This window comes from Falsiroseomonas algicola (genome assembly GCF_011040385.1).
Classification (GTDB): Bacteria; Pseudomonadota; Alphaproteobacteria; order Acetobacterales; family Acetobacteraceae; genus Falsiroseomonas; species Falsiroseomonas algicola.
Genome location: NZ_JAAIKB010000028.1, coordinates 1 through 17,253 on the forward strand (window position 1 = coordinate 1; position 17,253 = coordinate 17,253).

Below are 17,253 nucleotides of genomic sequence, written 5' to 3' on the forward strand. Positions count from 1 at the left end.
ACCAGGGCCTGCGCTTCGCGATCCGCGAAGGCGGCCGCACCGTCGGCGCCGGCGTCGTCGCCCAGATCGTCAAGTAAGCGGCGACGCGAAGGGACACGGGCCAGAGCGCCATGGACAGCCAGAACATCCGCATTCGCCTCAAGGCGTTCGATCACCGCGTGCTCGATGGCAGCACGCGGGAGATCGTCAACACGGCCAAGCGGACGGGTGCGCGGGTGCGCGGGCCCATCCCGCTGCCGACGCAGATCGAGCGTTTCACCGTCAACCGTTCGCCGCACGTCGATAAGAAGTCGCGCGAGCAGTTCGAGATCCGCACGCACCGTCGCCTGCTCGACATCGTCGACCCCACCCCGCAGACCGTGGACGCGCTGATGAAGCTCGACCTCGCCTCGGGCGTGGACGTCGAGATCAAGCTCTGAGCGGCGGGAGAGGACCAGGACCATGCCCGCCCAAGTGGGTCGCACCGGGCTGATCGCCCGCAAGCTGGGGATGACCCGGCTGTTCAATGAGGACGGCTCGACCGTCCCCGTCACCGTCCTGCACCTCGATGAGGTGCGGGTGGTCGCGCAGCGCACGGCCGAGAAGGATGGCTACGTCGCCCTCCAGGTCGGTATCGGCCGCGCGAAGCCGAAGAACGTGACGAAGCCGCAGAAGGGTCACTTCGCCAAGGCTGGCGTCGAGGCGCCGCGCAAGACGGTGGAGTTCCGCGTCGCCGACGACGCGGTGCTGGCGCCGGGCGCGAAGCTCTCGGTCGAGCATTTCGTGAAGGGCCAGAAGGTCGACGTCACCGGCGTGACCAAGGGCAAGGGTTTTGCCGGCGCCATGAAGCGCTGGAACTTCTCGGGCCTCGAAGCCTCTCACGGCGTGTCGATCAGCCACCGCTCGCACGGCTCCACCGGCAACCGCCAGGATCCGGGCAAGACCTTCAAGAACAAGAAGATGGCCGGTCATCTCGGCGTCGAGCGCGTGACCACCCAGAATTTGGTGGTTGCCGGTCACGACGCGGAGCGCGGCCTGCTGCTGGTCAAGGGCGCGATCCCGGGTGCCACGGGCAGCTACGTGCTGGTGAAGGACGCGGTGAAGCGCGCCCGCCCGGCCGAGGCGCCGTTCCCCGCCGGTCTGGCGGCCGAAGCCGGGGCGCAGGGGTAATCACCATGGCGATCCAGGTTCCCGTCATCACGCTCGACAACGCCCCCGCGGGCGAGATCGAGCTGCCGGAGGCGCTGTTCGGCGCCGCGCCGCGCGCCGACATCATGGCCCGCGTGGTCCACTGGCAGCTGGCCAAGCGCCGCGCCGGCACCCACAAGGCCAAGGGCATGGGCGAGGTCTCCGGCACGACCAAGAAGCCGTACCGGCAGAAGGGCACGGGTAACGCCCGTCAGGGCTCGCTCCGTGCGCCGCAGTACCGCAAGGGCGGCGTCGTGCATGGCCCGGTCGTGCGCAGCCACGAATACAGCCTGAACAAGAAGGTCCGTCGGCTCGGCCTGATCAGCGCGCTGTCCGCCAAGCAGGCGGCCGGCAAGCTGGTGGTGCTCGATGCCGCCGCGGCCGGTGAGGGTGCGAAGACCGCGGCGCTTGCCGCCCAGCTGAAGAAGCTCGGCTGGACCAGCGCCCTGGTTGTGGATGCGACGGTGGATGAGGGTTTCGCCCGCATCACCCGCAACATCCCGAAGGTGCAGGTGATGCCGACGGTCGGCGCCAATGTGTACGACATCCTGAACCATGACGTGCTCGCGGTGACGCGCGCCGGCGTGGAGGCCCTGTCGGCGCGCCTGAACGGCACGGACAAGGAGTCCGCCGAATGAGCGAGACCGCAACCAAGGCGCGCGGCCCCGTGCTGTCCGCCGAGCGCGTCTACCAGGTGATCCTGGCCCCGGTCGTGACCGAGAAGGCCACGCGCCTGAACGAGGCGAGCCAGGTCACCTTCAAGGTGACGCAGGACGCGACCAAGCCCGAGATCCGGGCGGCGGTCGAGAAGCTGTTCAACGTCAAGGTCGAGGCGGTGAACACGCTGGTCATGAAGGGCAAGACCAAGCGGTTCCGCGGCCGTCCCGGCCAGCGTTCCGATTGGAAGAAGGCGGTGGTGACGCTCCAGGCGGGCCAGACCATCGACCTCACGACGGGGCTTGCGTGACGCCATGGCACTGAAGAACTTCAACCCGGTCACCCCCTCGCTTCGCGGCACGGTCCTCGTTGACCGCTCGGAGCTGTGGAAGGGCAAGCCGGTCAAGGGCCTGACCGAGGGCAAGCCGCATTCCGGCGGCCGCAACAACCTCGGCCGCACGACGGTCCGGTTCCGGGGCGGCGGACACAAGCAGTCCTACCGCATCGTGGACTTCAAGCGCCGCAAGTTCGACGTGGCCGCGACGGTGGAGCGCCTGGAATACGACCCCAACCGGTCGGCCTGGATCGCGCTGCTGAAGTACGCCGATGGCGAACTCGCCTACATCATCGCGCCGCAGCGCCTGAAGGCGGGCGACACGGTGATCGCGAGCGAGCGCGCTGACATCAAGCCGGGCAATGCCATGCCCCTGGCCAACATCCCCGTGGGCACGATCGTGCATTGCGTGGAGATGAAGCCGGGCGCCGGTGCCAAGGTGGCGCGCGCCGCCGGTACCTACTGCCAGCTCGTCGGCAAGGATGCGGGCTACGCGCAGGTCAAGCTGATGTCCGGGGAGCTCCGCCTGGTGCGCTCCGAGTGCATCGCGACGATCGGCGCCGTGTCCAACCCGGACAACAGCAACCAGCAGATCGGCAAGGCCGGCCGCATGCGGTGGATGGGCTTCCGCCCGCACAACCGCGGCGTCGTCATGAACCCGGTCGACCACCCGCATGGTGGTGGTGAAGGCCGGACCTCCGGCGGTCGCCACCCGGTCACCCCGTGGGGCAAGCCCACCAAGGGTGCCAAGACCCGCAACAACAAGCGCACGGACCGGCTCATCGTCCGGCGCCGTAACGCGACGAAGGGCTGATCGGCGATGTCGCGCAGCGTCTGGAAGGGGCCGTTCGTCGACGGCTACCTGCTCAACAAGGCAGAGGCGGCCCGTGGTTCGGGGCGGAACGAGATCATCAAGATCTGGACCCGCCGCAGCACGATCCTGCCGCAGTTCGTCGGCCTGACCTTCGGCGTCTACAACGGGAAGAAGTTCATCCCGGTGCAGGTGAACGAGAACATGGTGGGCCACAAGTTCGGCGAGTTCTCGCCGACGCGGACCTTCACCGGCCACTCGGCCGACAAGAAGGCCAAGCGGGGCTGACATGAGCAAGCCGAAGCACGAGCGCGGTCTCGAGGAGACCGAGGCGCAGGCGATCACGAAGAACATTCGTGTCAGCCCGCGCAAGCTGAACCTGGTGGCGGGGCTGATCCGCGGCCGCACGGCGCAGGACGCCGTCGCGACGCTAACCTTCTCCAAGCGCCGCATTGCGCAGACCGTCCGCAAGACGCTGGAGAGCGCGATCGCGAACGCCGAGAACAACCACAGCCTGGATGTCGACCGCCTGGTCGTCACCAAGGCCGAGGTTGGTCGCGCCGTCGTCATGAAGCGCTTCCACGCCCGCGGCCGTGGCCGTTCGGCGCGCGTCGAGAAGTGGTTCAGCCATCTCAAGATCGTGGTGGCCGAGCAGACGGTGCAGGCGCCGGCGGCACAGCAGGAGGCCGCGTAACATGGGTCACAAAGTCAATCCGATCGGGCTTCGGCTCGGCATCAACCGCACCTGGGACAGCCGCTGGTTCGCCAGCGCTGACTATTCGCGGATGCTGCATGAGGACCTGAAGCTCCGGAAGACGCTGCGCGACCGCCTGAAGGGCGCCGGCGTCTCCCGCGTGGTGATCGAGCGTCCGGCGAAGAAGCCCCGCGTGACGATCCACGCCGCCCGCCCGGGCGTCGTGATCGGCAAGAAGGGCGCCGACATCGAGAACCTGCGCAAGGACCTGGCGAAGATGGCCGGGGCCGAGGTCTCGCTGAACATCGTCGAGATCCGCAAGCCGGAGATCGACAGCACGCTGGTCGCCGAGAGCATCGCGCAGCAGCTGGAGCGCCGCGTGGCCTTCCGCCGCGCGATGAAGCGCGCCGTGCAGTCCGCCATGCGCCTCGGTGCCGGCGGCATCCGCATCAACTGCTCCGGCCGTCTGGGCGGGGCGGAGATCGCGCGCATGGAGTGGTACCGCGAGGGCCGCGTGCCCCTGCACACCCTCCGCGCCGACATCGATTTCGGTACCGCGACGGCGAAGACCACCTACGGCACCTGCGGTGTGAAGGTGTGGATCTTCAAGGGCGAGGTGATGGCCCACGATCCGATGGCGCAGGACAAGCGCGCCGCGGAACAGGCGCCGCAGCGCTGAGGAATAATGTGACATGCTGCAGCCGAAGCGGACTACGTATCGAAAGGCCCACAAGGGCCGCATCAAGGGCGTCGCCAAGGGCGGCTTCACGCTGACCTTCGGCGGTTTCGGCCTGAAGGCGCTGGAGCCCGAGCGGGTGACGGCGCGTCAGATCGAGGCGGCCCGCCGCGCGATCACGCGTGCGATGAAGCGCCAGGGCCGCGTCTGGATCCGCATCTTCCCGGATGTGCCGGTCTCGACCAAGCCTGCCGAAGTCCGAATGGGCTCGGGCAAGGGCGCGCCTGAATACTGGGTGGCGCGGGTGAAGCCCGGCCGCATCATGTTCGAGCTGGACGGCGTTTCCAACGACATCGCGCGCGAGGCTCTCGCGCTCGGTGCGGCGAAGCTGCCGATCAAGACGAAGATCGTGACGCGCCTCGGCGCTTCGCCGGCGGAGGCCTGAGATGGCTGAGACCAAGATCGCGGACGTCCGGGCGAAGTCCCCGGACGAGCTGCAGGAGATGCTGGTGGGCCTTCGGAAGGAGCAGTTCAACCTGCGCTTCCAGCGGGCGACCGGCCAGCTCGAGGCGACGGGCCGCATCAAGCAGGTGCGGCGCGACATCGCCCGGGTGAAGACGATCATGGCCGAGCGCACCCGCGCTGCGGCGAAGCAAGCTTAAGGGGGCCGGACGATGCCGAGGCGCGTCCTCACGGGCCGGGTGGTCAGCGACAAGACCGACAAGACGGTGACCGTCCTTGTCGAGCGTCGCGTGATGCATCCGCTCTACAAGAAGTTCATCCGGCGCTCGAAGAAGTATGCCGCGCATGACGAAGCCAACCTGTGCAAGGAAGGCGATGTCGTGTCGATCGAGGAGTGCCGCCCGATCAGCAAGACCAAGAGCTGGCTGGTGGTGGTGCGGAACGGTGAGGCGGTGGAGCGGCCGGAAGGCTTCTCGGCGCCCGTCGTGGCCGACACGCCCGCCACCCAGGCGGCCGCGGTCTGAGGCCGGGAGCAGGACATGATCCAGGTCGAATCCAACCTCGACGTCGCCGACAATTCCGGTGCGCGCCGTGTCCAGTGCATCAAGGTGCTGGGCGGCTCCAAGCGGAAGACGGCGTCCGTCGGCGACGTGATCGTCGTTTCCATCAAGGAAGCGATCCCGCGCGCCAAGGTGAAGAAGGGTGAGGTGCATCGCGCCGTCATCGTCCGCACGGCCTATCCCGTGCGGCGCATCGACGGTTCCGCGATCCGCTTCGACAACAACGCCGCCGTGCTGATCAACAAGCAGGGCGAGCCGATCGGCACCCGCATCTTCGGACCGGTCGTGCGCGAATTGCGCGGCAAGAAGTTCATGAAGATCATCTCGCTGGCGCCGGAGGTCCTGTAAGGCCATGGCTGCGAAGATCAAGAAGGGCGACCGGGTCCAGGTCCTGGCCGGTCGCGACAAGGGCAAGCGCGGTGACGTCATCCGCGTGGTGCCCGAGGAGAACCGCGCCTTCGTGCAGGGCGTGAACATGGTGAAGAAGCACCAGAAGCCGCAGGGCATGGGCCGTCCGGGTGGCATCGTCGAGAAGGAGGGTCCGATCGACCTCTCCAACCTGGCGTTGCTCGACCCGAAGTCCGACAAGCCCACGCGCGTCGGCTTCAAGGTGCTTGAGGATGGCCGCAAGGTTCGCGTGGCCAAGGCCTCCGGCGAGGTGATCGACCGATGAGCGATTCGAAGAAGGGCGGCAAGGGCTCCAAGCCCGCCGCGAAGAAGCCGGCCGCCGGCGCGCCCGCCAAGGGCGAGCAGCGCGTCGCCCCGGCGCAGGCCGCGGCCGTCGCCAAGGCCGGCCCGGCCGCTGCCTCCCCGGAAGGGCTTCCGCGCCTGCGGAAGTTCTACGACGAGGTGGTGATCAAGCGCCTGTCCGACGAATTCGGCTACGCGAACCCGATGCAGGTTCCGAAGCTCGAGAAGATCGTCATCAACATGGGCGTGGGCGAGGCCGCGGGCGACCAGAAGAAGCTCGATGCCGCCGTGTCCGACCTGATGGCGATCGCCGGCCAGAAGCCGGTCAAGACCAAGGCGCGCAAGGCCATCGCGGGCTTCAAGATCCGCGAAGGCCAGGCGATCGGCTGCAAGGTCACGCTGCGCAAGGCCCGGATGTACGAATTCCTGGACCGCCTCGTGACGATTGCGCTCCCCCGGGTGCGTGACTTCCGTGGGATTCCTGGTAATCGGGGCTTCGACGGCCGTGGCAACTACGCCATGGGCCTGAAGGAGCAGATCGTGTTCCCCGAGATCAACTACGACAAGGTGGACACGATCCGCGGCATGGACATCCAGTTCGTGACGACCGCGAAGACCGACAAGGAAGCGAAGGCCCTGCTGAAGGCCTTCGAGCTTCCTTTCGCCAACTGATTTTGGAAAACCGCCGGGCACGGCCCGGCAGGTTCCGGAGGGTTTAAGACGGCATGGCCAAGACCTCGTCTGTCGAGAAGAACAAGCGTCGTGAGAAGCTGTCGAAGCTGCACGCCGGGAAGCGCGCTGCCCTGAAGGGCATCGTGATGGACCGGACGCTGCCGGTGGAAGACCGCTTCGAGGCGACGCTGAAGCTCGCGCAGCTCCCCCGCAACGGTGCGAAGAACCGTGTTCGCCTTCGTTGCGAGCTGACCGGTCGTCCCCGCGGCAACTACCGCAAGTTCAAGCTCTGCCGGAACCAGCTGCGGGAGATGGCCAATACCGGCCAGATCCCCGGCCTGGTCAAGGCGAGCTGGTAAGGAGGGCCGCGTATGTCGCTGTCCGATCCGCTGGGTGACCTGCTCACCCGCATCCGCAATGCGCAGCGCGCGCGGCAGAGCCGCTGCGTGGCGCCTGCCTCCAAGCTGCGTGAGAACGTGCTCGAGGTCCTGAAGCGCGAGGGTTACATTCGCGGCTGGTCGACCGAACAGGTCCGCGCCGGCGTGAAGGTGATCAGCATCGAGCTGAAGTATTCCGAGGGCGAGCCCGCCATCAAGGAGATCGCGCGCGTGTCGAAGCCCGGCCGCCGCGTCTATTCCAAGATCGCGGAGCTGCCGAAGTTCTACTCCGGCCTCGGCATCTCGATCCTGTCCACGCCGAAGGGCGTGATGAGCGACAATGAGGCTCGCACCGCCAATGTTGGCGGCGAAGTCCTCTGCCGCGTGTTCTGACGGGAGGGAAGATATGTCTCGCGTCGGAAAGTATCCGGTTCCCGTTCCTGCCGGCGTCCAGGTGGCGCTGCAGGGCCGCACCGTGGTCGCCAAGGGCAAGAATGGCGAGCTCAAGCTCGACCTGACGGACGAGGTCGACGTCACGATCGATGGCGGCACGGTCGCCGTCGCGCCGCGTGGCGAGGACCGTCGGGCCCGCACCATGTGGGGCACGACCCGCAGCCTGATCCAGAGCATGGTGACGGGCGTCTCCACGGGCTTCACGAAGAACATGGAGATCACCGGTACCGGCTATCGCGCTGCGGTGCAGGGCAAGGACCTGGTCCTGGCCCTCGGCTACAGCCACGAGATCAAGTACGCGATCCCGGCCGGCATCAAGATCACCTGCGAGAAGCCGACCTCCATCAAGGTGGAAGGCGCTGACAAGCGCCAGGTCGGTCAGGTTGCGGCGGAGATCCGCGCGTATCGCGGCCCCGAGCCCTACAAGGGCAAGGGCGTCCGGTACACGGACGAGGTGATCCTCCGGAAGGAGGGTAAGAAGAAGTAATGGCCGACAAGAAGCTCGCACTGACGGAGCGCCGCCGGTCCCGGCTGCGCTACCAGCTCAAGCAGAAGTCCGGCGGCCGCCCGCGGCTGTCCGTCTTCCGCTCCGGCAAGCACATCTACGCCCAGGTGATCGACGACAAGCAGGGCCGCACGGTCGCTGCCGCGTCCTCCCTCGAGAAGGCGATGCGCGAGGAGCTGAAGACCGGCGCCGACCGCGACGCGGCGACGGCGGTGGGCAAGCTGGTGGCGGAGCGCGCGCTCGCCGCCGGCGTGACCGAGGTGGTGTTCGACCGTGGGCCCTATATCTACCACGGCCGGGTCAAGGCGCTCGCGGAGGCTGCCCGCGAGGGCGGCCTGTCGTTCTGAGGAGTTCGGGTATGGCACGGGAACCGCGGAGCGGCGGCGAAGGTGGCGGCGAGGGCGGTGATCGCCGTCGCGGCCGGGGTCGGGATCGGAACAACGAGAACCGGCAGGAGCGCCAGGACGGCGACGAGCTGAAGGACAAGCTGGTCACGATCAACCGCGTGGCCAAGGTGGTGAAGGGCGGTCGCCGCTTCAGCTTCGCCGCCCTGGTCGTGGTGGGTGACCAGAAGGGCCGCGTTGGCTGGGGCGCCGGCAAGGCGCGCGAGGTGCCGGAGGCGATCCGCAAGGCGACGGAGCGTGCCAAGCGCGGCATGATCCGCGTGCCGATGCGCGAGGGTCGCACCCTGCATCACGACCAGATCGGCGAGTTCGGCGCGGGTCGCGTGATCCTGCGCGCGGCGCCCGCCGGTACCGGCATCATCGCCGGCGGTCCGATGCGCGCGGTGTTCGAGACGCTGGGCATGGGCGACGTCGTCGCCAAGTGCACGGGCACGACGAACCCGCACAACATGGTCAAGGCGACCTTCGCCGCGCTGGGCAAGTGCACCAGCCCGCGGGCGGTCGCGGCGCGGCGTGGCAAGAAGGTCTCCGACCTGCTGGGCCCGCGCAAGGACGCGGCGGCCGATGGCGCCGCGGCGGAGGGCGCGAATGTCTGAGAGCAAGAAGACCGTGAAGGTGACCCAGACCGGGTCGCCGATCGGTCGCAAGCCTGGCCAGCGTGAGACGCTGATCGGGCTCGGGCTGAACAAGATCCGTCGGTCGAGCGAGCTCGAGGACACCCCCGCCGTGCGTGGGATGATCCGCAAGGTCGCGCACCTGGTGAAGGTGGAGGGCTGATCCGATGAAGCTGAACGAGATCCGCGACAACGAGGGCGCCCGCCCGAAGTTCAAGCGCGTCGGCCGCGGCATCGGCTCCGGCAAGGGCAAGACTTCCGGCCGCGGCGTGAAGGGTCAGAAGGCACGCACCGGCGTGCGGCTGAATGGGTTCGAGGGCGGCCAGCTCCCGATCTATCGCCGCCTGCCGAAGCGGGGCTTCGTGAACCCCTTCCGCAAGGTCTATGCGCCGCTGAACCTGGGTTCGCTGGAGAAGGCGATCGCCGATGGCCGCCTGCCGGCCGAAGGGGTGATCGACGAGGCGATGCTGCAGGCGGCGGGCGTCGTCCGCTCCTCGCCGAAGTATGCCGGCGTTCGCCTGCTCGGCACGGGTGAGATCACCCGCGCCGTGACGATCACCGTCTCCGGTGCCTCCGCTGCCGCCGTCGCGGCGGTCGAGGCCAAGGGTGGCAAGGTGACCGTCCTCGGCGCCGAGGCGGCGGCCGAAGGCTGATTGGATGGCCCGGCGCGCGCCAGGTCGCGTGGCGGGTGATACCGTGTGGCCCTTGCACCCGCGGGGGCGGGGCCGCACATTGATGGGGGTTGCGGAACGGCGTCCCGGGTCGGCCATGTGGCGGACCTTGGTGGCGCCGTTGCCGTGAGGAGGGATCGCGTATGGCGTCCGCCGCCGAACAGCTTGCGGCCAATCTGAACCTGGGCGTGCTCGCCAAGGCGACGGAGCTGAAGAACCGGCTCTGGTTCACGCTGGGTGCGCTGCTGGTCTACCGGATCGGCTCCTATGTGCCGGTGCCCGGCATCGATGCCGCGGTGATGGGGGAACTCCTGCAGCAGATGGGCGGCGGGATCCTCGGCATGTTCGACATGTTCACCGGCGGATCGCTGGGGCGCATGACGATCTTCGCCCTGAACATCATGCCCTACATCTCGGCCTCCATCATCGTGCAGCTGATGACGGCGGCGATTCCCAGCTGGGAGGCGCTGAAGAAGGAAGGCGAGTCGGGGCGGAAGAAGCTCAACCAGTACACTCGCTACCTGACGCTGGTGATCGCGATCTTCCAGGCCTATGGCATCGCGGTCGGCCTCGAGTCGCTGCGTGGCAGCTTCGGCGCGGCCGTGCATGATCCCGGCTGGTTCTTCCGCATCGCCTGCGTCATCACGCTGGTCGGCGGCACCATGTTCCTGATGTGGCTGGGCGAGCAGATCACCGCGCGCGGCGTCGGCAACGGCATCAGCCTCATCATCTTTGCCGGCATCGTGGCAAACCTGCCTTCCGCGCTGGCCAGCACGCTGGAGCTCGGCCGCACCGGCGCGCTCTCCACCTTCTTCATCATCTTCTTCCTGCTGGTCGCGCTGGCGGTCATCGCCTTCGTCGTCTTCGTGGAGCGGGCGCAGCGCCGCATCCCGGTGCAGTATCCGAAGCGCCAGGTCGGCAACCGGATGTTCGGCGGGGAGAATACGCACCTGCCGCTGAAGCTGAACACCGCCGGCGTCATGCCGCCGATCTTCGCCTCCTCCCTCCTGTTGCTGCCCGCCACCTTCGCGGCCTTCCAGACCGACCGGGCGAGCGACTCGTGGCTGACGGACGTCACGAACCTGCTGGCGCATGGGCAGCCGCTCTACATGGCGCTCTACCTGGCGCTGATCGTCTTCTTCGCCTTCTTCTACACGGCCGTGGTCTTCAACCCGCAGGAGACGGCGGACAACCTCCGCAAGTATGGCGGCTTCGTCCCGGGCATCCGGCCGGGCCAGCCGACGGCGCAATATTTCGACCGGGTGCTGACGCGGCTGACGGCGGTGGGCGCCATCTACCTCTCGATCGTCTGCCTGCTGCCGGAACTGCTGATCGCGAATTACGGCGTTCCCTTCTACTTCGGCGGCACCTCCCTGCTGATCATCGTCTCGGTCACCATGGACACGGTGGCGCAGGTGCAGTCGCATCTCTTCGCCCACCAGTATGAGGGGCTCATCAAGAAGGCCCGGCTTGGCGGCCGCGGCACGCAACCGGGGGGACGTGGACGATGAGGCTGATCCTGCTGGGGCCGCCAGGCGCCGGGAAGGGGACCCAGGCCAAGCGGCTGGAGGAGCGGTTCGGCATCTCCCAGATCTCGACCGGCGACATGCTGCGGGCCGAGGTCAAGGGCGGCACGCCGATCGGGCTTGAGGCCAAGGCGATCATGGAGCGGGGCGACCTGGTTCCGGACGCCATCATCACCGCCATGCTCGCGGCCCGCGTCTCCCGCCCCGATGCCGCGAAGGGCTTCATCCTGGACGGCTTCCCCCGCACCGTGCCGCAGGCCGAGTCGCTGGATCGCATGCTGGCCGAGAAGGCCATGCCGCTCGACCAGGTGATCGAGCTGAAGGTCGATGACGCGGCGCTGGTCGACCGGATCGCCGGCCGCTTCACCTGCGCGAAGTGCGGGGAGGGCTACCACGACCGGTTCAAGCAGCCGTCCCAGCCTGGCGTCTGCGACGCCTGCGGGGGCACGGAATTCACCCGCCGGGCCGACGACAAGGCGGAGACGGTGGCCGCGCGGCTCGATGCCTATCACCGTCAGACGGCGCCGCTGCTGCCGCACTACGCGGCGCAGGGGAAGCTCCGCCAGGTCGATGGCATGGCGGAGATGGATGAGGTGACGCGGCAGATCGCCGCGGTGCTGGAAAAGGCGGGTTGAGCACGACCGCTTGACTCCCCCGGCGGCGCCGGTGTAACCCCCCGCGCCTGCGGTCCGGGGTTCACCCCGGCCGCTCTTTGCCGTTGCAAACTTGGACCAAGACGGTCGCGCCGGTCCCGGCCAGCGCGCTCCACCGCCCCGGCGGTCCGGTTTGAAGAGTTCGGGCCCGCCGGCCCGGTGTGATCGTCCCCCATCGCAGGATGGGGATTTGGGTTCCAACGGGCCGCGTGCCCGATGTTTTGAGAAGCGGGCTCCGGCCCGATGAGGAGAGAGGCACCGTGGCGCGCATCGCCGGCGTGAACATCCCAACCAACAAGCGGGTGCTCATCTCGCTCCGCTATATCTTTGGCATCGGCCCGTCCAACGCCAAGGTCATCTGCGACCAGCTCGGCATCCCCGAGGACCGCCGGGTGAACCAGCTGACGGATGACGAGATCCTCAAGATCCGCGAGCTGATCGACCGTGAATACCGCGTCGAGGGTGACCTCCGGCGTGAAGAGGCGATGAACAAGAAGCGCCTGATGGACATGGCCTGCTACCGCGGCCTGCGCCATCGCAAGGGGCTTCCCGTCCGCGGCCAGCGCACGCACACCAATGCGCGCACCCGCAAGGGCAAGGCGGTCGCGATCGCCGGCAAGAAGAAGGTGACGAAGTAAGATGGCCCGCGAACCCCGCGCCGGCGCCGGCAATCGGCCGCGCAAGAAGGAACGGAAGAACATCTCTTCCGGCGTCGCCCATGTGCTGGCGTCCTTCAACAACACCGTCGTGACCATCACCGACGCGCAGGGCAATGCCATCGCCTGGTCGTCCTCCGGCAGCCAGGGCTTCAAGGGCAGCCGCAAGAGCACGCCCTATGCCGCCCAGGTCGCCGCCGAGGACGCCGGCAAGAAGGCCCGCGAGCACGGCATGGAGACGCTGGAGATCCAGGTCTCCGGCCCGGGCTCGGGTCGTGAATCCGCGCTGCGCGCGCTGCAGGCCGTGGGCTTCTACGTCACCGCGATCCGGGACGTGACGCCCATCCCGCACAATGGCTGCCGCCCCCGGAAGCGCCGCCGCGTCTGAGGACGCAGCTGCCGCGGCGCGCCTGATCGCAGGCGCGCCCCTTCGGGCCGGGCAAGGGAAAAGACCGTGATCGAGAAGAACTGGCGTTCGCTGATCGAGACCAAGAAGGACGTCGAGCTCGGGTCCGATCCGACCCGCGTGGCGACGATCGTGGCGGAGCCGCTGGAGCGCGGCTTCGGCATGACGCTTGGCAACGCGCTGCGCCGCATCCTGCTGTCGTCCCTCCAGGGCGCGGCCGTGACGGCCATCCGCATCGATGGCGCGCTGCATGAATTCAGCAGCCTCCAGGGTGTGCGGGAGGACGTGACGGACATCGTCCTGAACGTGAAGCAGCTGGCCGTGCGCATGCAGGGCGATGGCCCGAAGCGCCTGCAGCTGACCGCGACCGGTCCCGGCGAGGTGACCGCCGGCCAGATCCAGACGACCGGTGACATCGAGATCTCGAACCCCGAGCTGGTGATCTGCTCGCTCGACGATGGCGCGCGCCTGTCCATGGAACTCACCGTGGACACCGGCAAGGGCTACGTCCCGGCCAGCGAGAACCGGCCCGAGGACGCCCCGATCGGCCTGATCCCGATCGATGCCATCTACTCGCCGGTCCGCCGCGTGGCCTATCAGGTCCAGCCGACCCGCGTCGGCCAGAAGACCGACTATGACAAGCTGGTCCTGACGGTCGAGACCGACGGCACCGTCTCCCCCGAGGACGCGGTCGGCATCGCCGCCCGCATCCTGCAGGAGCAGCTGCAGCTCTTCATCAACTTCGAGGAGCCGCGCCAGCGCGTGGTGGAGGAGATCCGCGACGATCTCCCCTTCAACCGCAACCTGCTGCGCAAGGTGGACGAGCTGGAGCTGTCGGTCCGTTCGGCGAACTGCCTGAAGAACGACAACATCGTCTATATCGGCGACCTGGTGCAGAAGACGGAGCAGGAAATGCTCCGCACTCCGAATTTCGGCCGCAAGTCGTTGAACGAGATCAAGGAGGTCCTCGCCTCCATGGGTCTCGGCCTGGGGCTCACCGTCCCGGGCTGGCCGCCCGAGAACATCGAGGACCTCGCGAAGAAGCTCGAGGAGCCCTTCTGAGGGCGCCCCGGGAAGTAAGGAAACAGGACCATGCGTCACGGCGTTGCCGGCCGTAAGCTCGGCGTCACCTCCAGCCACCGCGTTGCCATGCTCCGCAGCATGGCGACCGCGCTGCTGAAGCACGAACAGATCAGCACCACGCTGCCGAAGGCGAAGGAGCTTCGCCCCTATGTCGAGCGCATCATCACGCTCGGCAAGCGCGGCGACCTCCATGCCCGCCGCCAGGCCTATGCCCAGGTGCGGGACCCGAAGGTGGTGGACAAGCTCTTCACCACCATCGCGGAGCGCTACAAGACCCGCGCCGGTGGCTACACCCGCGTCCTGAAGGCCGGCATGCGCTACGGCGACGCGGCCGACATGGCGATCATCGAGCTGATCGACCGCGACCCCTCCGCCAAGGGCCTCGACAGCGGCCCGGTGCCGGAGCAGGTGGAGAGCGAGGCCGACGCGGCGTAAGCCGCTTCGGCATTGACGGGATACGGGAAGGGCGCCGCGAGGCGCCCTTTTTCGTGGCCGGTCGTCAGCGGCTGCAGAGCAGGAGCGCGCCTACAGCGTCGGGCGCGGGAGGCCGCGGCGGTCCGCCTCCCGGAGGACGAACTCGCCAGCATCCTGCAGGTAGCTTGGGCAGAGGTGACGGGCCACCGCGAGGCCGACCCGCGACGCCGCCTCGCCGGCGCTGGTGATGGCGGAAAGCAGGGTTGGCGCGTAGCGCGCGACATTGGCACGCAGCCAGACCTCGGCCTGGCCATCCGCCTCCGCTTCGTCCTTTGCCACCACCCAGCCGAAATGGCTGGTCTCCGCCGCCAGCTGGTCCGCGGCGCGGCGGGTGATCTGCTGCATCAGGTCGAGCGTCGTGGAAAGGGTGGCGCGGGCGCCGGCGCGCACGCCGCGCTCCAGGCAGCTATCGGGCTCGAGCCCCGCAGCGACGACCAGGCGGGCCTGGACGACGCGGTAATGGATGGTGACGGCGCCGATGCGCCAGCAGCCCGGCGTGGCGGTATCGGCGGGTTCGCGCGCCACGGTGACAAGGAGGCTTGGATTGACCGTGACCGGCGTGGACCAGAGCGCCACATCGATCACCCGCTGGATGGTGGCCGGGAACTCGATCGGTTCCCTCTCTTCCGAGGGCGTGGCGCGGTCGGCGGTGACGGTCAGGCTTGGCGGGGGTGCTGCGCCCAGGGGGCAGGCGGCCTGTGCGAGCCCCGGCAGGGCGGCAGCGATAACCGAGGCCCACAGGATACGCCGCATCGTCACGTCTCCGCCGAGGCACAGAGCTTAGGGGCCGCCACGCCGGTTACACCAGCCACCCGCGATACCGCACCACCTGCCCCATCCCGAGCGGCAACCCTACCGCCACATCGAAGCGGAAGCGCCCGGCCGCGTCCTCGCTCTCGACCGCATCGCCCAGCGGGGCGAGCGCCAGCGGCAGGGGGATGCCGAATACCCGCCACCCCCTGACCACGACGCGCAGGCCGGTGTCGTCGGCCGGCACGGCGACGCGGAAGGCGAAGGGGCCGAAGCGCTCCTCCAGCCCCGCGGCGCCGATTGCCATGCGGCTGCGGAAGCGTCGCCCGCCGAAATCGCGGATCCACACCTCGCCATCGGCATCCTGCTCGATGGTCACGCGAACCGGTACGGCCGCGGCGGGGGCGGGGAAGCCGACCAGCCAGCCGACCACGCGCGCCACGAAGCCCTCGGGCCCGCCGACCTCAGCCTCGCCCGTGAAGGTGCCGCCCTGATGCAGGCGCTGCACCGCGGCCGGCAGGCGCGCGAAGCCGTCCTCGCCCAGCAGGCGGACGAACAGCCCGCTCACTCTTCCCGAGCGACGTGGCGGCGCAAGTCAGGCCCGGGGATCATGCAGGTCTCGGTCTTGCCGAACAGCCGGTAGCGGTTGCGCGCCACCCGGTCATAGACCCAGTCCCGCAGCCCCTTCGGCACGTGCCGCAGATGGCGCGCCCAGCCGTAGCGCGGCAGGCGCGCCAGCACCTGGATGGCGGCGTCCGACTTCATGTAGGCGATGCCGTCGATGACGACGGCATTGCTCTCCGGAAACTTGGCGTCGATGCCAAGCAGCCCCGCCATCCGCTCCCCCAGCCGGTCCTGCACCGCCGTGAACCTGAAGCGCGCCTCCGGGTCGCGGGCGGCCACGAAGCGGAAGGCGGCGGAGCAGATCACGCAGACCCCGTCATAGAGCACCGTCCCGTCCGGGATGCCCTGCACCGGCCTCGGCGCCCAGCGATCCGCCATTCACGCCCCCCTGCGCGCGTCGCGCATCTCCATCCGCGTCAGCCAGAACCCCGCGCCGATGATGACCGCGGCCCCCACAAGCATGAGCGGCTCCGGCACCTCGTTGAAGAAGATCCAGCCGAACAGGATCCCCCAGAGGATCATGGCATATTGCCAGGGCACGACGACCGGCGCCGGCGCCAGCGCCAGGGACCGCGTCACCGCCAGATGCGCCGCGACGCCGACGACGCCGAGCGACATCAGCAGCGCCACATCCACCCAGGCCACCGGCACCCAGGTGAAGGGCGCCATCACCAGGCCAAAGACCAGCGCACCGATCATCTGGTAGGTCGCCAGCACGCGGGCGGAGGTCCCGCGCAGCGCGCGGGTCGACATCAGGTAGCCGGAATAGACGACCACCCCGAAGACCGCGATCGCCATCGGCTTCCACCCGCTGTCGAGCCCCGCACCCAGCGTCAGCATCACGCCGACGAAGCCCAGCACCACCGCCCCGAAGCGCCAGCGATCCAGATGCTCGCCGAGGAAGATCGCGGAGGCCACGGCCACGAAGATCGGCGTTGCCATCCAGAAGGCCATGGTATCCGCCAGCGGCATCATGGAGACGGCCCAGTAGAAGCAGGCCACCTCCACCGTGCCGAAGGTGACGCGCATCACCTGCAGCCCCGGCTGCTTCGGCCGCAGCAGCGGCGCGGCGCCATCGCGCACCAGCAGGGGCGCGAGGATGGCCAGCGCGGCGATCGAGCGCAGCACCAGCACCTGGCTGACGGAGTAGGTCGCCATCAGCCATTTGCCGAGCACGTCGTTCAGCGAGAAGCCGAGCACGGCGGCCGACATCAGCAGGATGCCGGCCATGTTGTCGCGTGCGGCCATCAGCGCTCGATGACCCGAGGCGGAATCGCCGAAGGGTCTGAATCGTGCGCTCCAGCCACGGATGGACCGGGATGCGAAAGCATCGC

Annotated in this window: 32 protein-coding genes; 28 read left to right on the top strand and 4 right to left on the bottom strand. The window is 68.5% G+C overall.

The features are described from left to right. From G3576_RS29845 to rplQ, 28 genes are all read left to right on the top strand, one after another. A partial coding sequence (locus G3576_RS29845) for an EF-Tu C-terminal domain-related protein (RefSeq protein WP_207623110.1) occupies positions 1-77 on the top strand: 77 nt, incomplete at its 5' end. 33 nt (positions 78-110) lie between these two features. Then, a complete protein-coding gene (rpsJ, locus tag G3576_RS29850; protein WP_092961082.1) occupies positions 111-419 on the top strand; it encodes a 30S ribosomal protein S10 in 309 nt (102 codons plus the stop codon). 22 nt (positions 420-441) lie between these two features. Beyond that, the gene (gene rplC / locus G3576_RS29855) at positions 442-1,149 is read left to right on the top strand and encodes a 50S ribosomal protein L3 (RefSeq protein WP_164698140.1); all 708 of its coding nucleotides are present in this window, start codon (positions 442-444) and stop codon (positions 1,147-1,149) included. An 11-nt stretch (positions 1,150-1,160) separates the two neighbouring features. Continuing rightward, complete coding sequence (rplD, locus tag G3576_RS29860) at positions 1,161-1,805, top strand: 50S ribosomal protein L4 (protein WP_164698177.1); 645 nt, start codon at positions 1,161-1,163, stop codon at positions 1,803-1,805. A gap of 32 nt (positions 1,806-1,837) precedes the next feature. Further along, complete coding sequence (locus G3576_RS29865; protein ID WP_456237359.1) at positions 1,838-2,134, top strand: 50S ribosomal protein L23; 297 nt, start codon at positions 1,838-1,840, stop codon at positions 2,132-2,134. A gap of 4 nt (positions 2,135-2,138) precedes the next feature. Further along, positions 2,139-2,972, top strand: a complete 834-nt coding sequence (gene rplB, locus G3576_RS29870; protein WP_164698142.1) for a 50S ribosomal protein L2 — start codon at positions 2,139-2,141, stop codon at positions 2,970-2,972. 6 nt (positions 2,973-2,978) lie between these two features. Next, positions 2,979-3,257 (top strand): 30S ribosomal protein S19, encoded by a 279-nt coding sequence (gene rpsS, locus G3576_RS29875; RefSeq protein ID WP_164698143.1) that lies wholly within the window; start codon positions 2,979-2,981, stop codon positions 3,255-3,257. Position 3,258: 1 nt separating this feature from the next. Further along, positions 3,259-3,663 (top strand): 50S ribosomal protein L22, encoded by a 405-nt coding sequence (rplV, locus tag G3576_RS29880; protein WP_164698144.1) that lies wholly within the window; start codon positions 3,259-3,261, stop codon positions 3,661-3,663. 1 nt (position 3,664) lies between these two features. Further along, positions 3,665-4,342 carry a 30S ribosomal protein S3 gene (gene rpsC, locus G3576_RS29885; protein WP_164698145.1) on the top strand — a complete coding sequence of 226 codons (678 nt, stop codon included), beginning with the start codon at positions 3,665-3,667 and terminating at the stop codon, positions 4,340-4,342. A gap of 13 nt (positions 4,343-4,355) precedes the next feature. After that, positions 4,356-4,784, top strand: a complete 429-nt coding sequence (rplP, locus tag G3576_RS29890; RefSeq protein WP_092961075.1) for a 50S ribosomal protein L16 — start codon at positions 4,356-4,358, stop codon at positions 4,782-4,784. 1 nt (position 4,785) lies between these two features. Then, the gene (gene rpmC / locus G3576_RS29895; protein WP_164698146.1) at positions 4,786-5,001 is read left to right on the top strand and encodes a 50S ribosomal protein L29; all 216 of its coding nucleotides are present in this window, start codon (positions 4,786-4,788) and stop codon (positions 4,999-5,001) included. Positions 5,002-5,013: 12 nt separating this feature from the next. Then, positions 5,014-5,325, top strand: coding sequence for a 30S ribosomal protein S17 (gene rpsQ, locus G3576_RS29900; RefSeq protein WP_164698147.1), 312 nt, complete (start codon positions 5,014-5,016; stop codon positions 5,323-5,325). Between the two features lie 15 nt (positions 5,326-5,340). Further along, positions 5,341-5,709, top strand: coding sequence for a 50S ribosomal protein L14 (rplN, locus tag G3576_RS29905; RefSeq protein WP_164698148.1), 369 nt, complete (start codon positions 5,341-5,343; stop codon positions 5,707-5,709). 4 nt (positions 5,710-5,713) lie between these two features. Next, a complete protein-coding gene (gene rplX, locus G3576_RS29910; RefSeq protein WP_164698149.1) occupies positions 5,714-6,034 on the top strand; it encodes a 50S ribosomal protein L24 in 321 nt (106 codons plus the stop codon). A gap of 155 nt (positions 6,035-6,189) precedes the next feature. Beyond that, positions 6,190-6,723, top strand: a complete 534-nt coding sequence (gene rplE / locus G3576_RS29915) for a 50S ribosomal protein L5 (RefSeq protein ID WP_226382247.1) — start codon at positions 6,190-6,192, stop codon at positions 6,721-6,723. Between the two features lie 53 nt (positions 6,724-6,776). Next, on the top strand, positions 6,777-7,082 hold the full coding sequence (rpsN, locus tag G3576_RS29920) for a 30S ribosomal protein S14 (protein ID WP_092961069.1): 306 nt from the start codon (positions 6,777-6,779) through the stop codon (positions 7,080-7,082). Between the two features lie 12 nt (positions 7,083-7,094). Beyond that, entirely contained in the window at positions 7,095-7,493 is a 399-nt protein-coding gene (rpsH, locus tag G3576_RS29925) for a 30S ribosomal protein S8 (protein ID WP_164698151.1), read from the top strand. 13 nt (positions 7,494-7,506) lie between these two features. After that, on the top strand, positions 7,507-8,040 hold the full coding sequence (gene rplF, locus G3576_RS29930; RefSeq protein ID WP_164698152.1) for a 50S ribosomal protein L6: 534 nt from the start codon (positions 7,507-7,509) through the stop codon (positions 8,038-8,040). Next, positions 8,040-8,405 carry a 50S ribosomal protein L18 gene (rplR, locus tag G3576_RS29935; protein ID WP_164698153.1) on the top strand — a complete coding sequence of 122 codons (366 nt, stop codon included), beginning with the start codon at positions 8,040-8,042 and terminating at the stop codon, positions 8,403-8,405. The genes rplF and rplR overlap by 1 nt, the downstream gene beginning before the upstream one ends. Positions 8,406-8,416: 11 nt before the next feature. Beyond that, the gene (gene rpsE, locus G3576_RS29940) at positions 8,417-9,058 is read left to right on the top strand and encodes a 30S ribosomal protein S5 (RefSeq protein ID WP_164698154.1); all 642 of its coding nucleotides are present in this window, start codon (positions 8,417-8,419) and stop codon (positions 9,056-9,058) included. Further along, positions 9,051-9,239, top strand: coding sequence for a 50S ribosomal protein L30 (gene rpmD / locus G3576_RS29945; RefSeq protein WP_164698155.1), 189 nt, complete (start codon positions 9,051-9,053; stop codon positions 9,237-9,239). The genes rpsE and rpmD overlap by 8 nt, the downstream gene beginning before the upstream one ends. A gap of 4 nt (positions 9,240-9,243) precedes the next feature. Continuing rightward, the gene (gene rplO, locus G3576_RS29950; protein WP_164698156.1) at positions 9,244-9,729 is read left to right on the top strand and encodes a 50S ribosomal protein L15; all 486 of its coding nucleotides are present in this window, start codon (positions 9,244-9,246) and stop codon (positions 9,727-9,729) included. 161 nt (positions 9,730-9,890) lie between these two features. Continuing rightward, positions 9,891-11,258 (top strand): preprotein translocase subunit SecY, encoded by a 1,368-nt coding sequence (secY, locus tag G3576_RS29955; protein WP_164698157.1) that lies wholly within the window; start codon positions 9,891-9,893, stop codon positions 11,256-11,258. Next, positions 11,255-11,908 (top strand): adenylate kinase, encoded by a 654-nt coding sequence (locus G3576_RS29960; protein ID WP_164698158.1) that lies wholly within the window; start codon positions 11,255-11,257, stop codon positions 11,906-11,908. Before secY ends, G3576_RS29960 begins: the two co-directional genes overlap by 4 nt. 278 nt (positions 11,909-12,186) lie before the next feature. Beyond that, positions 12,187-12,564, top strand: a complete 378-nt coding sequence (gene rpsM / locus G3576_RS29965) for a 30S ribosomal protein S13 (RefSeq protein WP_164698159.1) — start codon at positions 12,187-12,189, stop codon at positions 12,562-12,564. Between the two features lies 1 nt (position 12,565). After that, complete coding sequence (gene rpsK / locus G3576_RS29970) at positions 12,566-12,970, top strand: 30S ribosomal protein S11 (RefSeq protein WP_164698160.1); 405 nt, start codon at positions 12,566-12,568, stop codon at positions 12,968-12,970. Between the two features lie 66 nt (positions 12,971-13,036). After that, positions 13,037-14,050: a DNA-directed RNA polymerase subunit alpha gene (locus G3576_RS29975; protein ID WP_164698161.1), complete on the top strand. Its 1,014-nt coding sequence runs from the start codon at positions 13,037-13,039 to the stop codon at positions 14,048-14,050. 30 nt (positions 14,051-14,080) lie between these two features. Further along, positions 14,081-14,506 carry a 50S ribosomal protein L17 gene (gene rplQ, locus G3576_RS29980; protein ID WP_164698162.1) on the top strand — a complete coding sequence of 142 codons (426 nt, stop codon included), beginning with the start codon at positions 14,081-14,083 and terminating at the stop codon, positions 14,504-14,506. 90 nt (positions 14,507-14,596) lie between these two features. On the opposite strand, the gene G3576_RS29985 is transcribed toward rplQ, so the two are convergent. From G3576_RS29985 to G3576_RS30000, 4 genes are read right to left on the bottom strand one after another with little or no spacing between them, the layout of a single operon-like run. Beyond that, entirely contained in the window at positions 14,597-15,298 is a 702-nt protein-coding gene (locus G3576_RS29985; protein ID WP_164698163.1) for a hypothetical protein, read from the bottom strand. 46 nt (positions 15,299-15,344) lie between these two features. Continuing rightward, entirely contained in the window at positions 15,345-15,863 is a 519-nt protein-coding gene (locus G3576_RS29990; RefSeq protein WP_164698164.1) for a DUF4166 domain-containing protein, read from the bottom strand. Further along, positions 15,860-16,297: a thiol-disulfide oxidoreductase DCC family protein gene (locus tag G3576_RS29995; protein WP_164698165.1), complete on the bottom strand. Its 438-nt coding sequence runs from the start codon at positions 16,295-16,297 to the stop codon at positions 15,860-15,862. Before G3576_RS29995 ends, G3576_RS29990 begins: the two co-directional genes overlap by 4 nt. Beyond that, entirely contained in the window at positions 16,298-17,167 is an 870-nt protein-coding gene (locus G3576_RS30000) for a DMT family transporter (protein WP_164698166.1), read from the bottom strand. Positions 17,168-17,253: the final 86 nt, after the last annotated feature.

Bases quoted from the DNA above. Each gene is read 5' to 3' on its own strand.
- rpsS (WP_164698143.1), top strand. From the start codon at position 2,979: ATGTCGCGCAGCGTCTGGAAGGGGCCGTTCGTCGACGGCTACCTGCTC.
- rpmD (WP_164698155.1), top strand. From the start codon at position 9,051: ATGTCTGAGAGCAAGAAGACCGTGAAGGTGACCCAGACCGGGTCGCCG.
- rpsH (WP_164698151.1), top strand. From the start codon at position 7,095: ATGTCGCTGTCCGATCCGCTGGGTGACCTGCTCACCCGCATCCGCAAT.
- rplR (WP_164698153.1), top strand. From the start codon at position 8,040: ATGGCCGACAAGAAGCTCGCACTGACGGAGCGCCGCCGGTCCCGGCTG.
- G3576_RS29960 (WP_164698158.1), top strand. From the start codon at position 11,255: ATGAGGCTGATCCTGCTGGGGCCGCCAGGCGCCGGGAAGGGGACCCAG.
- G3576_RS30000 (WP_164698166.1), bottom strand. From the start codon at position 17,167: ATGGCCGCACGCGACAACATGGCCGGCATCCTGCTGATGTCGGCCGCC.
- rpsK (WP_164698160.1), top strand. From the start codon at position 12,566: ATGGCCCGCGAACCCCGCGCCGGCGCCGGCAATCGGCCGCGCAAGAAG.
- G3576_RS29995 (WP_164698165.1), bottom strand. From the start codon at position 16,297: ATGGCGGATCGCTGGGCGCCGAGGCCGGTGCAGGGCATCCCGGACGGG.
- rplN (WP_164698148.1), top strand. From the start codon at position 5,341: ATGATCCAGGTCGAATCCAACCTCGACGTCGCCGACAATTCCGGTGCG.
- rpsQ (WP_164698147.1), top strand. From the start codon at position 5,014: ATGCCGAGGCGCGTCCTCACGGGCCGGGTGGTCAGCGACAAGACCGAC.
- rplQ (WP_164698162.1), top strand. From the start codon at position 14,081: ATGCGTCACGGCGTTGCCGGCCGTAAGCTCGGCGTCACCTCCAGCCAC.
- rplV (WP_164698144.1), top strand. From the start codon at position 3,259: ATGAGCAAGCCGAAGCACGAGCGCGGTCTCGAGGAGACCGAGGCGCAG.
- secY (WP_164698157.1), top strand. From the start codon at position 9,891: ATGGCGTCCGCCGCCGAACAGCTTGCGGCCAATCTGAACCTGGGCGTG.
- rpsC (WP_164698145.1), top strand. From the start codon at position 3,665: ATGGGTCACAAAGTCAATCCGATCGGGCTTCGGCTCGGCATCAACCGC.
- rplB (WP_164698142.1), top strand. From the start codon at position 2,139: ATGGCACTGAAGAACTTCAACCCGGTCACCCCCTCGCTTCGCGGCACG.
- rpmC (WP_164698146.1), top strand. From the start codon at position 4,786: ATGGCTGAGACCAAGATCGCGGACGTCCGGGCGAAGTCCCCGGACGAG.
- rplF (WP_164698152.1), top strand. From the start codon at position 7,507: ATGTCTCGCGTCGGAAAGTATCCGGTTCCCGTTCCTGCCGGCGTCCAG.
- rplX (WP_164698149.1), top strand. From the start codon at position 5,714: ATGGCTGCGAAGATCAAGAAGGGCGACCGGGTCCAGGTCCTGGCCGGT.
- G3576_RS29985 (WP_164698163.1), bottom strand. From the start codon at position 15,298: ATGCGGCGTATCCTGTGGGCCTCGGTTATCGCTGCCGCCCTGCCGGGG.
- rpsJ (WP_092961082.1), top strand. From the start codon at position 111: ATGGACAGCCAGAACATCCGCATTCGCCTCAAGGCGTTCGATCACCGC.
- rplP (WP_092961075.1), top strand. From the start codon at position 4,356: ATGCTGCAGCCGAAGCGGACTACGTATCGAAAGGCCCACAAGGGCCGC.
- rplC (WP_164698140.1), top strand. From the start codon at position 442: ATGCCCGCCCAAGTGGGTCGCACCGGGCTGATCGCCCGCAAGCTGGGG.
- rplO (WP_164698156.1), top strand. From the start codon at position 9,244: ATGAAGCTGAACGAGATCCGCGACAACGAGGGCGCCCGCCCGAAGTTC.
- rpsN (WP_092961069.1), top strand. From the start codon at position 6,777: ATGGCCAAGACCTCGTCTGTCGAGAAGAACAAGCGTCGTGAGAAGCTG.
- rpsE (WP_164698154.1), top strand. From the start codon at position 8,417: ATGGCACGGGAACCGCGGAGCGGCGGCGAAGGTGGCGGCGAGGGCGGT.